Annotated in this window: 14 protein-coding genes and 1 riboswitch; of the genes, 7 read left to right on the forward strand and 7 right to left on the reverse strand. The window is 63.5% G+C overall.

Annotation, left to right across the window (positions count from 1 at the left end; translation table 11 throughout):
- The first annotated feature begins 160 nt into the window (after positions 1 to 160).
- Both MTX34_RS15430 and MTX34_RS15435 read left to right on the forward strand, forming a co-directional pair.
- Complete coding sequence (locus MTX34_RS15430) at positions 161 to 1,243, forward strand: cytochrome c oxidase subunit II (RefSeq protein WP_243595109.1); 1,083 nt, start codon at positions 161 to 163, stop codon at positions 1,241 to 1,243.
- An 18-nt stretch (positions 1,244 to 1,261) separates the two neighbouring features.
- Entirely contained in the window at positions 1,262 to 1,678 is a 417-nt protein-coding gene (locus MTX34_RS15435) for a cytochrome c oxidase subunit 4 (RefSeq protein WP_243595031.1), read from the forward strand.
- Between the two features lie 120 nt (positions 1,679 to 1,798).
- Here MTX34_RS15435 and MTX34_RS15440 read toward each other — a convergent pair whose 3' ends face one another.
- The 5 genes from MTX34_RS15440 to MTX34_RS15460 form a co-directional block, all read right to left on the reverse strand.
- Positions 1,799 to 2,074, reverse strand: coding sequence for a helix-turn-helix domain-containing protein (locus MTX34_RS15440; protein ID WP_243609948.1), 276 nt, complete (start codon positions 2,072 to 2,074; stop codon positions 1,799 to 1,801).
- A gap of 211 nt (positions 2,075 to 2,285) precedes the next feature.
- Positions 2,286 to 4,064, reverse strand: coding sequence for a cytochrome bc complex cytochrome b subunit (locus MTX34_RS15445; RefSeq protein ID WP_243609949.1), 1,779 nt, complete (start codon positions 4,062 to 4,064; stop codon positions 2,286 to 2,288).
- The gene (locus tag MTX34_RS15450) at positions 4,061 to 5,272 is read right to left on the reverse strand and encodes a ubiquinol-cytochrome c reductase iron-sulfur subunit (RefSeq protein ID WP_279393344.1); all 1,212 of its coding nucleotides are present in this window, start codon (positions 5,270 to 5,272) and stop codon (positions 4,061 to 4,063) included. The genes MTX34_RS15445 and MTX34_RS15450 overlap by 4 nt, the downstream gene beginning before the upstream one ends.
- The gene (locus MTX34_RS15455; RefSeq protein WP_243595028.1) at positions 5,269 to 6,117 is read right to left on the reverse strand and encodes a c-type cytochrome; all 849 of its coding nucleotides are present in this window, start codon (positions 6,115 to 6,117) and stop codon (positions 5,269 to 5,271) included. Before MTX34_RS15455 ends, MTX34_RS15450 begins: the two co-directional genes overlap by 4 nt.
- 83 nt (positions 6,118 to 6,200) lie before the next feature.
- A complete protein-coding gene (locus MTX34_RS15460; protein WP_243595027.1) occupies positions 6,201 to 6,812 on the reverse strand; it encodes a heme-copper oxidase subunit III in 612 nt (203 codons plus the stop codon).
- A 151-nt stretch (positions 6,813 to 6,963) separates the two neighbouring features.
- On the opposite strand from MTX34_RS15460, the gene MTX34_RS15465 reads away from it, so the two are divergent.
- Together MTX34_RS15465 and trpD are read left to right on the forward strand one after the other, a co-directional pair.
- Positions 6,964 to 7,440: a hypothetical protein gene (locus MTX34_RS15465; RefSeq protein WP_243609950.1), complete on the forward strand. Its 477-nt coding sequence runs from the start codon at positions 6,964 to 6,966 to the stop codon at positions 7,438 to 7,440.
- Between the two features lie 49 nt (positions 7,441 to 7,489).
- Positions 7,490 to 8,551 (forward strand): anthranilate phosphoribosyltransferase, encoded by a 1,062-nt coding sequence (gene trpD / locus MTX34_RS15470; protein WP_243609951.1) that lies wholly within the window; start codon positions 7,490 to 7,492, stop codon positions 8,549 to 8,551.
- A gap of 13 nt (positions 8,552 to 8,564) precedes the next feature.
- Here the strand turns inward: trpD and MTX34_RS15475 are convergent, their stop codons facing one another.
- Both MTX34_RS15475 and MTX34_RS15480 read right to left on the reverse strand, forming a co-directional pair.
- Entirely contained in the window at positions 8,565 to 8,840 is a 276-nt protein-coding gene (locus tag MTX34_RS15475) for an Lrp/AsnC family transcriptional regulator (RefSeq protein ID WP_027497377.1), read from the reverse strand.
- Between the two features lie 165 nt (positions 8,841 to 9,005).
- On the reverse strand, positions 9,006 to 10,757 hold the full coding sequence (locus tag MTX34_RS15480) for a DEDD exonuclease domain-containing protein (protein WP_243609952.1): 1,752 nt from the start codon (positions 10,755 to 10,757) through the stop codon (positions 9,006 to 9,008).
- 203 nt (positions 10,758 to 10,960) lie between these two features.
- Here MTX34_RS15480 and MTX34_RS15485 point away from each other — a divergent pair, with 203 nt between their 5' ends.
- From MTX34_RS15485 to MTX34_RS15495, 3 genes are all read left to right on the forward strand, one after another.
- Positions 10,961 to 11,185, forward strand: a complete 225-nt coding sequence (locus MTX34_RS15485) for a hypothetical protein (RefSeq protein ID WP_374639748.1) — start codon at positions 10,961 to 10,963, stop codon at positions 11,183 to 11,185.
- A 115-nt stretch (positions 11,186 to 11,300) separates the two neighbouring features.
- A riboswitch (cyclic di-AMP (ydaO/yuaA leader) is annotated at positions 11,301 to 11,462 on the forward strand.
- 18 nt (positions 11,463 to 11,480) lie between these two features.
- The gene (locus MTX34_RS15490) at positions 11,481 to 12,035 is read left to right on the forward strand and encodes a C40 family peptidase (protein WP_243609954.1); all 555 of its coding nucleotides are present in this window, start codon (positions 11,481 to 11,483) and stop codon (positions 12,033 to 12,035) included.
- 280 nt (positions 12,036 to 12,315) lie between these two features.
- Positions 12,316 to 13,404, forward strand: a complete 1,089-nt coding sequence (locus MTX34_RS15495) for an NlpC/P60 family protein (protein ID WP_374639750.1) — start codon at positions 12,316 to 12,318, stop codon at positions 13,402 to 13,404.
- The last annotated feature ends 9 nt before the right edge of the window (positions 13,405 to 13,413 follow it).

The raw sequence follows: 13,413 nt of genomic DNA on the forward strand, positions 1-13,413 counted from the left end.
CAGCGGGACCGTGGATCAGGATCCGAGTATGCCGCAGACACGCTGGGTCGTCGGTAACGACCCGAGAGTGGTTCGCCGCCGGCTTTGGTCTACGCTGCGTAGTACTCGGGCATCTCCATGTGGAAGCCCTTATTCTTCAGTGGTGGGCAATCAGGAAGGCGTGAACGTGGCGCAGAGTCGGATCCTTCGTCGAGCGGGGCTGACAGCATTTCTCGGTGTAGCCGCGTTGATGCTGTCGGGCTGTTCCATCAGCAGCGACAACGTACTCAATTTCGGTTTCGCCTCGGGCGTCACCCCTCAGGGGCGACGCATCGGCGATCTGTGGACGTGGTCGGTCATTGCTGCCCTGGTCATGGGCATCATCGTGTGGGTTCTGATCTTCTGGGTGGTGTTGTTCCACCGTAAGAAGAAGAGCTCACCGGAGTTCCCCCGCCAGACGGCATACAACGTTCCACTGGAGCTGTTCTACACAGCGGTCCCGTTCGTGATCATCGCCGTTCTCTTCTACTTCACCGTGGTGGTTCAGAACTACGTGGACGAGAAGCAGGCCGATCCGGACGTTCAGGTCGATGTCACGGCGTACCAGTGGAACTGGAAGTTCGGATACCGGACCATCGACCTCAAGGACGGTGCCGCCAAGTACGAGGGCACCGACGAGGAAGAGCAGGCTGCCGCCGAGGCTGCCGCGACGCCGGGCGAAGGTGCCGAGGGCAGCGAGGACGGCGAGTTCGTTCCAGGGCCGATCAACGGAGCATCCACGCAGGATCTGTCGTACCTGCACTACAACAAGATCGAAACGGTCGGGTCCAGCGACGAGATCCCGGTGCTGGTTCTGCCGACCGGCAAGCGCATCGAATTCGTGCTCGCGTCCTCGGACGTCATTCACGGATTCTGGGTTCCGGAGTTCCTGTTCAAGCGTGACGTTCTCCCGAACCCCGAGGAGAACCACTCCGACAACGTCTTCCAGATCAGCGAGATCGAACGTGAGGGCTCTTTCGTCGGGCGGTGCACCGAAATGTGCGGCACCTTCCACTCGATGATGAACTTCGAGGTTCGCGCTGTCTCTCCGGAGCGGTTCGAGCAGTACATCGAACTGCGCAAGCCCACGTCCGAGGGCGGAGAAGCGCTGACCAACGCACAGGCGCTCGAGGCCATCGGCGAAAGCCCCATCGCAACGAGCACCTCGCCGTTCGAGACCGACCGCACCGTCCGTACCGCCGCCACTGTCGCCGAAGGCAACTGACCAAGGAAGCATGCTGATATGAAAATCGAAGCCAAGATCTTCGAGATCCTCACGGTCTTCTTTCTGCTGGTCGGCATCGTGTACGCGTTGTTCACGGGCCTGAGCCGTACCGGTGTGGAGTGGGCCGGAGTCACCGCGATCTTCCTGTCGGTGGGTCTCACGCTCATCGTCGGTACCTACTTCCGCTTCGTCGCGCGCCGCCTCGATACCCGTCCCGAGGACTTCGACGATGCCGAGGTGAGCGACGGTGCAGGCGATCTGGGCTTCTTCAGCCCCGGGAGCTTCTGGCCGATCGTGCTCGCAGGTGCTGCATCCATCACTGCTCTCGGTTTCGCGTTCTTCCAGCCGTGGTTGATCGCCCTCGGCGTCGTCTGCGTCATCGCGTCTGCTGCAGGCCTGGTCTTCGAGTACCACGTGGGTGCCGAGAAGCACTGACATCACCAGCTTCACCCGAAAAGGGCCCTGGTCGTTCTCACGAACGACCAGGGCCCTTTTCTGATTTTCTTGTATGGGCACGAGGATAGAGCCGAAATACGGCACCCTCAGGGGGATGTGTCAGGAGGCGTCGGCCTCGGTACGCGGGCGGACGGGAGTGCAGGTCGAGTCGGCAAGCGAGTCGAGCGAGACGTTCAACGCACTGCACAGAGCAGCAACGGTGAAGAACGCCGGAGTCGGGATGCGGCCGGTCTCGATCTTCCGCAGGGTCTCCACCGAGATGCCGGCTGCACCGGCTACGTCGGTCATGGTTCGGCCGCCACGGGCCTGACGGAGGGCGGTGCCGAGCCTGGCGCCGCGAGCGAGTTCGCCGGGGCTGAGGGGAATGCGGACCATGCACCGATAGTAATACCGGTGGAGTGAACGCCGGAGCTGCCGGGGACGTGACAGGTCGGTGACGTCCGGGTGCGGGTCCGGGTGCGGGGGAGGGGAGTGGTCCGTTCGTATCGACCGAATGTACGTCCGGTTCGAGCGCGGGTGAGCGTTCTCGGACAAAGCAAAGAGGGCGACACCGTTGCCGGTGCCGCCCTCTTTGCTTTGTCGTGTGTCAGCGCTCGCTGTCGGTGTCCTGTCGACCCGAAGTGATAGCAGTGTCCTCGGCCGAGTGGAGTCCGTGGCCGTTGCCGTTCGAGTGGCCATTGCCGTTCGAGTGACCGTTGCCGTTGGCGTGGCCGTTCGAGTTCCCGTTGCCGTTGCCGTTCGAGTGACCGTTGCCGTGAATGCCCGCCTGGTAGTTGCGGAGCATCGTGAGCTGATCGTGTTCACCCTTGTGCAGGGCGTCTTCGAGAGCCTTGCTCTGGGACACCGGATCCGGAGTGAACAGCGATCCCGATCCTGGCTTTCCTGCCGAACCCAGCTTGTTCATTTTCTTGGGTACGGCTGCGCCCTGGTAATCGAGGGGAATCGGGTGTCCGTGATCGTCGACCGGCCCCAGCGGCTGGTGGATTTCCACGTACTGACCGTGCGGGAGCCTCTTGATGATTCCCGTCTCGATACCGTGCTCGAGCACTGTCCGGTCACTGCGCTGCAGGCCGATGCAGAAGCGGTAGGCAATGAAGTAGGCCAGCGGAGGCATGGTGAGAATTCCGATGCGACCGATCCACGTCATCGCGTTGAGCGAGATATCGAACTTGTATGCGATGAGGTCGTTGATGCACGAGAGCGTGAGGATCACGTAGAACGTGAGGGCCATCGCGCCGATCGCGGTACGCACCGGAACGTCGCGGGGACGCTGCAACAGGTTGTGATGCGCAGTGTCTCCGGTGAGACGCTTCTCGATCCATGGGTAAGCAATCATCACGGAGAAGACGAGACCCATGATCACTGCCACCCAGAACACCGCTGGGATGGTGTATCGGCCCGCGATGTAGATCTCCCACGCAGGCCACAATCTGGCCATGCCGTCGGTCCACATCAAGTAGAAGTCGGGCTGAACGCCTGCGGACACTTGCGATGGGTTGTACGGCCCGAGGTTCCAGATCGGGTTGATCTGAAGCAGACCACCCATTGCTGCCAGCACACCGAACGTCACGGCGAAGAACGCACCGGACTTGACTGCGAAGACCGGAAGGATACGAACACCGACGACGTTCTGCTCGGTGCGGCCGGGTCCGGGGAACTGGGTGTGCTTCTGGTACCACACAAGAGCCAGGTGGGCTGCGATCAGCGCCAGGATGATGGCCGGAAGCAACAGAACGTGGGCGACGTACAGGCGCGGAATGATGATCGTGCCGGGGAAGTCGCCGTCGAAGACGAGCCAGTGCATCCACGTACCGATGATCGGGATGCTCATGGTGATGCCACCGAGCGCGGCGCGAAGGCCGGTGCCGGAGAGCAGATCGTCGGGGAGCGAGTAGCCGAAGAAGCCCTCGAACATCGCGAGGATCAGCAGCAGGCAGCCGATGACCCAGTTGGCCTCACGCGGGCGACGGAACGCGCCGGTGAAGAAGATGCGCATCATGTGCACGATGATCGAGGCGGCGAACATCAGTGCCGCCCAGTGGTGAATCTGCCGCATGAACAGACCACCACGGACCTCGAACGTGATGTCGAGCGCGGTCGCGTATGCCCTGGACATCGTCACACCGTTGAGCGGGGTGTACGCACCTTCGTACACGACCTCGCTGAGCGACGGATCGAAGAACAGGGTGAGGAACACGCCCGAGATCAGCAGAATGACGAAGCTGTAGAGGGCGATCTCACCGAGCAGGAAGGACCAGTGAGTGGGGAATACCTTGTTGATCTGGCGACGCAATCCCGGCGCCAGATGATAACGACTGTCGACGCCGTCGGCCTGCTTGGCGGCGAGGGTTTGCAATGTACTCATGAGTCACGCTCCGGACGACGTTCCCAGAAGGCGGGCCCGAGTGCTTCGGTGAAGTCTCCCGAAGCGACGAGGAATCCCTCTTCGTTGACAGTGATGGGAAGTTGGGGCAGCGCACGCGCAGCCGGTCCGAAGATCGGCTTGCCGTACTCGAGCGCGTTGAACTGCGACTGATGGCAAGGGCACAGAATTCGGTTGGTCTGCTGCTCGTACAACGATGTCGGGCAACCCAGGTGCGTGCAGATCTTGGAGTAGGCGAAGTAATCGCCGTAGTTGAAGCTTTCCTGACCCTTGCGCTTGACGACGGTGCTGGCATCGTCGGGGCGCAGGCGAATGAGCATGACCGAGTTGCGAATTCCGCGCAACGACACGAGCAGGTCGTGTTCGCTCTCGCGGTCCGCTTCGCGGAACGGGAAGACGGTTTCCATGGCACCAGCGTCCAAGTCCTCGGGCCGAACGAGAACGACATCTTCCGGTCGCCCGGTGTCTCGTCGGAGGTAGATGGTCTCTCCATCGTAGCGAGGAGTCCAGCCGGATACCCACAACGGAGAATCTTCGCCCTTGGCCCAGGGATTCTTGATCAGTCCACCGAGGGGCAGCAGCGCCATGACACCGAGCGCACCGCCGCCGAAGAGCAGCGACCTCTTGATCACCTTGCGCCGACCGATGGTGGACGTGTCGAGGGAGTCGCCCAGTTCGGCTACCAGCGTCTTCCGGTCGATCTCCGACGAACCGCCGTCGTGACGGTCCTGGATGGAGACCTCTTCGGGGATGAACTTCTTCGTGAACTGCACCGCGCCGACGCCGACCGCGAGGATCGCCAGGCCCATCGTGGCGCCGATCAGCGGGGTGTACAGCGAATACGCGATGTAGTTCTCGTCGCCGATCCCGGCATACTGCCACGGCCAGAACAGGTAGATGCCGATGAACGCCACTGCGGCCAGGCCGGCGATCGCGAACCAGATCGCGACACTGCGCTCCGCTCGCTTCTCCGCGCGGGTACCTTCCACAGCCCAACGGTTGCGGCGGAAGGCGACATCGACACCGTCGAGGTTGGTGCCCAGTGCGACCAGGTCGTCGCGGCTCATCGCGGCGAGTTCCTCGTCGGTGTACTTCTTGTCCGCGTTCACGCCCTCGGCACCGGGTGCATCCTTGCGTCCGGATTCGTCGTCGTTGTTCGCGTCCTTACGGCCGGAATCGCCGTCGGTCATGATCTAGCTCCGATCCACAAAGTTGCTCCGACGACGGCGATGATGCCGACCGTCCAGATAGCGATCATCTCGGTACCGGGACCGAAACTTCCGATGCTCCAACCGCCTGCGGGAAGCGTTTCCTGAGCCGACTTGACGTACGCGATGATGTCGGACTTCTCCTCGATCGTCAGCTGACGATCGGAGAACTTCGGCATGTTCTGCGGGCCGGTGACCATGGCGGTGTAGATCTCCTGCTCGTTGGCAGGGCCGAGAGACGGTGCGAACTTGCCCGAGGACAACGCGCCGCCCTCACCGGTGAAGTTGTGGCAGGACGCGCAGTTGAGCCGGAACAGCTCGCTGCCGCGTCCGATGTCGTTGCCACGCAGAGACTCCTGGGCGATCTCGCCGTTGTCGTCGAGGATGACCGTCGGTCCTCCGCCGTTCGCCTGAACATAGGCACCGAGGGCGTCGATCTGCTTGTCGTTGAACTTCGGCGGCTTGCGCAACGCCTGTGCTTCGTTGCGAACGGCGGGCATACGTCCACTCGACACCTGGAAGTAGACAGCTGCTTCGCCGACGCCGATGAGGCTCGGTCCACGATCTTGAACGCCCTGCAGATTGACACCGTGGCAGGTGACACAAGACGTGTCATAGAGCTGCTTGCCCTCACGGATGAGCGCTGCCGAATCGGTATCGGCGGTCGCGACCTGCGGGGCGGGTGTGAGGGCCGAAGCGAGGAATCCCGCGCTCAGAAGGCCCATCATCAGAACGAGAGCACCGGTGATGCGTCGACGCGTCTTACGCTGCCGTCTCGTCTTGGAGGCGGCTTTGTCGACGGATGCTGCTGGGGGAGATGTACTCATCTTCTATCCCTTGTCGTGTCGGGACGGACCGAACGTCGGGGGCTGAATCCGTTCGCTCGCTATCTGGGGCCTGCTGAATATCACTAGCGGATGAAGTAGATCGTTGCGAAGAGGGCAATCCAGACGATGTCGACGAAGTGCCAGTAGTACGAAACTACGATGGCGGCAGTGGCTTGAGCGGGCGTGAACTTACTGACCAACGTTCTGGTGATCAGGAAGACGAAGGCGATGAGCCCGCCGATCACGTGCAGTCCGTGGAAGCCGGTCGTGATGTAGAAGACCGAGCCGTACACGCTGCTCGAGAGCGTCGTGCCCTCGTGGATCATGTGGTAGTACTCGTACGCCTGGCCGGCGACGAAGAACGCACCCATCACCAGCGTGATGATGTACCAGCGGCGGAGCCCGAACACGTCACCGCGCTCGGCGGCGAACACACCGAGCTGGCAAGTGAACGACGATGCGATCAGCACCGCGGTCACCGGCACGGCGAGAGCGAGGTTCAGCTCCGTCGGCTCGGGCGGCCAGATTCCATTCGCCTGAGCGCGTGCGACGAAATACATCGCAAACAGCCCGGCGAAGAACATGAGTTCACTCGACAGCCACACGATCGTGCCGACGCTGACCATATTGGGACGGTTCAGCGAGTGCACGCGTTGGGTGATTGCCGATCCTTGAGTCCCTACAGCGCTCGTCACAAAGAGAAGTATGACCCGTCGTAGTACGGAAGGCATATCCGGGTCCACTCTTGGCGCGTCGCGCGTCAACGAATCCAATCGGGTCCTTGTTCCCGTGCAGGTCAAGAACCCTGTACGGGCCGGTAGGGTCCAGTCGTGCAAGGCTGGCCTCATGGCAAAGAGCACCGGTGGTGGATGGCTTCGGAGACTGTTCTCGCGATCGACGGCAGAACGTCTGGACCCCACTCGAGACGATCTGGTGATAGTGGCGAGTTGCTTCGACGACGCACAGGCGTGTTCGGCCGTACTCGACGAAGCGGCGCGAACTCGGCCGGAGTGGACGGACTCGGCGGACGTGGTGCTTCGACATCACTTACTGCTGCCGTCCCATCACGTCGAGGACGCCGCAGCGGTCGCAGCTCAGGACGGCTACGAAGTGGGGCCCAGCGCCGACTTACCGGATACCGCCGGTTATCGCCCACAGGTCGACGACGGTGTCGCTCTGGTTCTGCAACGTGTGCAGGTGCTCGACGCCTTGCACTGCTCGCAGGAACGCTCCCGGATGGCGGGCCTCGCTCAGCGGCGCGGGGGAGTCGTGCTCGGCTGGGACGCGCTGCAGCCCGCGCAGTCCGACGCAGCGACTGGCTAAGCTTCCACGGCACCACGTCCGCCGCCATGGATCGACGAACGGAACAGTCTTGAACGCACCGACCACTGACGACCAGCCGCGAACGTGGCGTCGAATCCTCGGCGCGTTGACGACGCACATCGACCTGTCCAGTGCCGACACCGCCTGGGCTATGGACGAGATCATGGCCGACAACGCCACGGCCGCTCAGATCGCTGCGTTCGGAGTTGCCCTCAGGATGAAGGGGCCCACTCCGGCGGAAGTGAGCGGACTCGCCGAATCGATGCTGGCGCACGCCGTGCTCGTCGATACGGATCCCGATGCCGTCGACGTCGTGGGCACCGGAGGTGACGGGGCCGATACTGTCAACATCTCGACCATGGCCGCGATCGTCGTTGCCGCCAGCGGCACGAGAGTGGTCAAGCACGGCAACCGCGCAGCGTCGTCCAAGAGCGGCACCACCGACGTGCTCGAGGCGCTGGGGGTCCGCGTGACACTGGGAGCCGACGCGGTCGCGTCCAGTGTCGAGCAGGTCGGCATCGGGTTCTGCTTCGCGCCGATACACCACCCGGCACTGCGCTTCGCTGCCGCACCGCGCAAGGAAATCGGAATCCCGACGGTCTTCAATGTTCTTGGGCCACTGACGAATCCGGGGCGTCCGCGGGCCGGCCTGATCGGCTGCGCCTTCGAGAATCTCGCTCCGGTGGTCGCCGACGTGTTCGCCGCCCGTGGCAGCTCGGTGCTCGTCGTACGCGGCGACGACGGACTGGACGAGATCACCCTGTCCACCACCACCACCGTGCACGTGGTGTCCGGTGGCTCGGTCACGGTCGAGTCGATCGATCCGCTCGCCTACGGCATAGCCCGGGCACCGATCGAAGCACTCAGGGGCGGTGACGCAGAATTCAACGCAGCCGTGGCTCGCCGAGTGCTCGCCGGTGAGCGCGGGCCGATCCGCGACGCCGTCCTGCTCAATGCGGCCGCAGCATTGGCGGCGCACCATGGAGTGTCCGGCGACCTCTCCGCCCGCATCGAGGCCGGATTGGCCGCAGCCGCAGCCACTGTCGATTCCGGCGCAGCAGCGCGTCTCCTCGCCGACTGGGCTCGGTGCACCACCGAGCTCGCGGACTGACGTCGATCGGCGACTACTCGCCGATCGAGAACCCCGCATCCACGTCGGCACTCGAATACGACTGGAACGCAATGTGAGTGGTGGTACTGCGCACACCTCGCACGCGATTGATGTGCTTGGTGATGACCTCTGCGATCGAGGCATGATCGCGAACCTTGACGATGGCGATCAAATCGACATCCCCGGCACACGAGTAGACCTCCGACACACCGTCGACATCGGCAACGGCTTGCGCCGCCTCCGGAATCAAGTCGGCCTCGGCGTCGATCAAGACGATGGCATTGATCATCTGCGCTCCTCAAGAATCTCGAGCCCAACACATCGCGAGCTTCGAGCAAACCCTAGTTGCTGACGGTCCTCACCGGTCGTTCCGCAGGCTCCACTCCCGCCTTATGGGTCGTTCCGCGGGCTCCACTCCTGCTTCACGGGTCGTTCCGCGGGCTCCACTCCTGCTTCACCGGTCGTTCCGCAGGCTCCACTCCTGCCTCACAAGTCGTTCCGCAGGCTCCACTCCTGCCTGCCTGGCTGCTTCCTTCGCCGTCCGACACCACGACTCCCACGAACCCGCCGATCTCGCGGGGCTGCAGTAGCCACTGCTCGTCCGCACGATCCGAACCCCGTCGGTGCGCAGCCAGGACGCGATCAGGGCCACTTCCTCCGGCGGTGCGCCTCTCAGGGGCGTCGTATCGGGAATCACCGTCTCGGCCGACGCGGTGATGGCATCGACCACCGGCATCGGGTGCACTCCGCGCGGCGCGACGGCAGCGCCGGCGAGGCGTCCGAATCGCACCACGATCAACTCCCACCCACCGTCGGGAGTGCGGCGCGCCGCAACGAGTTCGGCAATGGCGGCCACAGCTGCCGACCGATGCATCCTGCGTAGTGCGTCCACGGTGATCGCGATGCGGTCGCGCAGCCGAGCAGCCGTCTCGTACAGCTCCTTGTCCGCGAGTTCGTCGACGCGGCGCCGCATGGAATACAGAACGGCGTCGTCCTGACCGCACACGAGCGCGAGAAACTGCGTCGGAGCCTCCGAGTACTCGTCGGCCGTCAGCGGTCCGGACAGCGCCGCAGGGCAGCCGCCCACGTCGGTTGCCGGGCAGTTGTCACCGTGACGGACCGAGCGAGACAGACGGCGAGTGCACGTTCGTAGACGACAGAACTCCGCGACGAGGGCGGCGGCCTCCGCGGCATCACCGCGAACCGAGAACGGTCCGAGACCGTTCGGTGCCGGTGTGCGAACGATCGACAGGCGAGGGAAGGCCTCGTCGGTCAGGGTGATCCACCACCCCTTCTTGGGAAACTTCGAACGACGGTTGTACGGCGGGATGTGCGCCGAGAGCAGACGCAGTTCCCGGACTCCTGCTTCGAGGGCGTGCGCGCACTCGACGTGGTCGACGCGAGTGGCCAGCGCGACCATCTCCTTCATCCGGCCTCTCGTCTCCGAGCCGGTGAAGTAGTTGCGCACGCGCCGCTTGAGGTTGTTCGACGTACCGACGTACAGCACCTCGTCGGACGGACCGCGGAACAGATAGATACCGGGCGTGCCGGGAAGATGGGCGGCCAGCCCGCGTTTGGCTCGCTGGCCGGCCGACACCGCTGGTAGGTAGTCGACCAACTCGGCGTAGCTGTGGACCCCCTGATTGCCCACACGCTCGATGAGGCCGTGCAGAACGTCGACTGTCGCTCGGGCGTCGTCGAGCGCGCGGTGCGTCGGTCGGGTGCCGGATCTGAACAGAGTGGACAGCGCAGACAGCTTCACCGACGGTGCCTCGTCGCGCGTGAGAACTCGACGAGCAAGCTTGACGGTGCAGAGCACCTGGAACCGCGGCCATGCGATGTCGAGGCGACTGGCGGCTGCTTTGAGGAATCCGGTGTCGAACCCGGCGTTGTGAGCAACGAGCACCGAACCCCGCGCGAATTCGAGGAAACCGGGCAGTACTCGCTCGATCCGAGGCGCACCGATGAGCATCGCCGACGTGATGCCGGTCAACTCCACGATGTACGGCGGAATCGATCTGCCAGGGTCGATGAGGGTGGCGAACTCGCCCAGGATCTCGCCCCCGCGAACCTTCACAGCCCCGATTTCGGTGATGGCTTCGGTGTCCGCGCTGCCGCCGGTGGTTTCGAGGTCGACGACGACGAACGTGGTCTCGTGCAGCGGAGTGTCGAGTTCGTCGAACGTCAGCTGGATGGGCAGGCTCACCGGGACGAGATTAGGTCCGACCTCCGACAGGAATGCGCACCGTGTCGTCGAACGCGGTCGTGTCACGAAACCTGTCGGTGGCCGGCGCTATCTTTCGTTCGATCGGCTGATTCGACCGCCGGAAACCGAAAAGAGACAAGGATCACATGATCATCGACTGCAGTGACTGCCTGGTCCGTGACATCGCGTGTGCGGATTGCGTCGTGACGGTCCTTCTCGGGGCACCCGGGATGCCGGCGAGATCGGATGGGCGGTGGGTCGGACCACCCTCTCGTATCACCCTCGAGCAGGAGGAATTGGGCGCTATGGGGGTGCTTGCCGATGTCGGTCTCGTGCCCACGCTCAAGCTCGTGGTGGACGACGACGACACTTCCGAGATTCCGTTGTTATCGACTCGTGACACACCGGGCGACCAACGCGCTGGATAGCCGGTTTCGGGCCGATTTCGCTCGCTTCGGCGAGTTGGGGTCGACACGGAGGTATGCCATTTCGTAACCTTCCTGAGACCTTGCGGAGTCTCGCCAGTCCAAACCGGAGTGGCGTCGCAAGTCACCGCCTAATCGTTCACTCGCGAGAGTGTTCGTACCGGGAACCCGATATCTACTGGGGTGAATCCCGCTGAGCCACTGCACAGTGGCCGGTGGGTAGGGCTGCTCTTCCCAGCCCGAACCCGTCAGCTAACTCGGTCGGCGGACGATAGGAAGAAACGGAGCACCATCTTTCGTGGCGTCACAACTTTCCAACCGATCATTGCGGCGAGTCCTCGTAGCCGGAGCGCTCACGGCAGGCGTGGTCATCCTTCCCGCCGCGCCCGCAATGGCGGCCCCCCTCACCATTCCCGGCGTCGGAACCTTCGAGATTCCTGACATCCCGGGCCTTCCTCCTCTCAACGTTCCGGGTATGCCTGCACCGGGAGCGCCCTTGGCTCCCCAGGTCACTCCGGCAGCGAAGGCCGTTCAGGCCGCAGAGTCCAAGATCGGCGCACCGTACGTGTACGGCGCTTCGGGTCCGGACTCGTTCGACTGCTCCGGCCTCGTCCAGTGGGCGTACAAGCAGGCCGGCGTCAGCCTGCCCCGCACGAGCTACGACCAGGCAGCCGCAGGCACTCCGGTGTCGCGAGACGGCCTGGCCCCCGGCGACGTCGTCTCGTTCTACGACGGCTCGCACTCGGGCATCTACGTCGGCAACGGCAATGTGGTGCACGCATCCACGTCCGGTGTGCCGGTCAAGGTTGCTCCGCTTGCCTCGATGCCGTTCGACGGCGCTCGCCGTTACTGATTCGAGCGAGCGACGTTCGCTGTGAACGACCGACAGGGTCGAACCGACTACCGGTTCGACCCTGTTGTCGTATCCCGGGCGGGACGTCCGCGACACGCCGGTCCGGTGGACAGCGGGACGTCAAGTTCGTAATCTGATCGAGACCTGGTCGACGTTTACTTTGTGACCTGTCACCTGAAACCCCCATCGATTTCGGACCGTGATCGCGTCCGCGCCCGTAAGAGCATGGGTAGGGTTCGTTTTCGGTCTATTTTCCAACCGTTGTCTCGATCGAGACAGCATGTGTGAGGACGGAGAGTCGCTTTCCGTGGCGATATGGAGATCTACCCGAGTGGTGCGGCTGGTCCGTAACTCGGTGATTGCTGTCGCGTTGGCCGCAAGCATCACCGTGGTGCCGACGACAACGGCGATCGCGCAGCCGGGATTCGACTCGGCGTCCGACGCACAGACCGAGCTTGCCGAGCTGTCTCGCGAATCCGAGCAGACCACCGAATCCCTGCACAACGCTCAGATCGATCTCGATGCCAAGAATCAGCAGCAACTCGACGCGCAGGCCGTCGTCGAACAGAGCCGTGCTGCCGTCGACGCAGCGCAGGCACAATTGGCGCAGCTCAAGCCGGCCATGGACAAGGTTGCCAACGTCAACTACCAGGGTGCGCGGACCAATCGACTGTTCGCCGTCATGGTCAGCGACTCGCCACAGCAGTTGCTCGATCAGATGTCGGCACTCGATGTGATCTCGGCGGAGACCGCCGATCAGGTCGCTCGCTTCAAGCAGGCGAGTTCGGACGCCGTGACCGCCGAGCAGGCCGCGAATGCGGCTGCGGATCAGGCACGCGTCGCGGCCGAACAGGCCAAGGTCGTCAGCGACGACCTCCAGGCCAAGCAGAGCGAGTTGCAAGGTCAGATCGGCGAGGTGATGGCCGCCTACAGTGCACTCACGTCCTCCGAGCAGCTGGCTCTGGCCGGATCGGCACTGCCCGACGGCTTCGATCCCACGACGATTCTGCAGGGCCTGACGCCCGGATCCGGTGCGAGCGCGCTGCAGGCGGGGCTGACACAGATCGGCAAGCCCTACGTCTGGGGCGGAACCGGCCCGGATGGCTTCGACTGTTCCGGGTTGGTCGTATGGGCATACAAGCAGGTGGGTAAGACGCTGCCGCGGTCGAGTCAAGCGCAGGCAGCAGGCGGAACCCCGGTGGATCAGAAAGATCTGCAGCCGGGAGATGTGGTGCTGTTCTATCCGGACATCTCACACGTGGGTATCTACGCCGGAAACGGCAACGTGCTCCATGCCTCCACCTTCGGTGTTCCCGTGAAGGTGCAGTCGATGGCATCGTTCCCGTACTACGGGGCGCGTCGATACTGACAGTGTGCC

Source organism: Rhodococcus sp. ARC_M5 (assembly GCF_022810405.1).
In the GTDB taxonomy this organism is placed as follows: Bacteria; Actinomycetota; Actinomycetes; order Mycobacteriales; family Mycobacteriaceae; genus Rhodococcoides; species Rhodococcoides navarretei.

Bases quoted from the DNA above. Each gene is read 5' to 3' on its own strand.
- MTX34_RS15435 (WP_243595031.1), top strand. From the start codon at position 1,262: ATGAAAATCGAAGCCAAGATCTTCGAGATCCTCACGGTCTTCTTTCTG.
- MTX34_RS15440 (WP_243609948.1), bottom strand. From the start codon at position 2,074: ATGGTCCGCATTCCCCTCAGCCCCGGCGAACTCGCTCGCGGCGCCAGG.
- MTX34_RS15445 (WP_243609949.1), bottom strand. From the start codon at position 4,064: ATGAGTACATTGCAAACCCTCGCCGCCAAGCAGGCCGACGGCGTCGAC.
- MTX34_RS15450 (WP_279393344.1), bottom strand. From the start codon at position 5,272: ATGACCGACGGCGATTCCGGCCGTAAGGACGCGAACAACGACGACGAA.
- MTX34_RS15455 (WP_243595028.1), bottom strand. From the start codon at position 6,117: ATGAGTACATCTCCCCCAGCAGCATCCGTCGACAAAGCCGCCTCCAAG.
- MTX34_RS15465 (WP_243609950.1), top strand. From the start codon at position 6,964: ATGGCAAAGAGCACCGGTGGTGGATGGCTTCGGAGACTGTTCTCGCGA.
- MTX34_RS15475 (WP_027497377.1), bottom strand. From the start codon at position 8,840: ATGATCAATGCCATCGTCTTGATCGACGCCGAGGCCGACTTGATTCCG.
- MTX34_RS15495 (WP_374639750.1), top strand. From the start codon at position 12,316: ATGTGTGAGGACGGAGAGTCGCTTTCCGTGGCGATATGGAGATCTACC.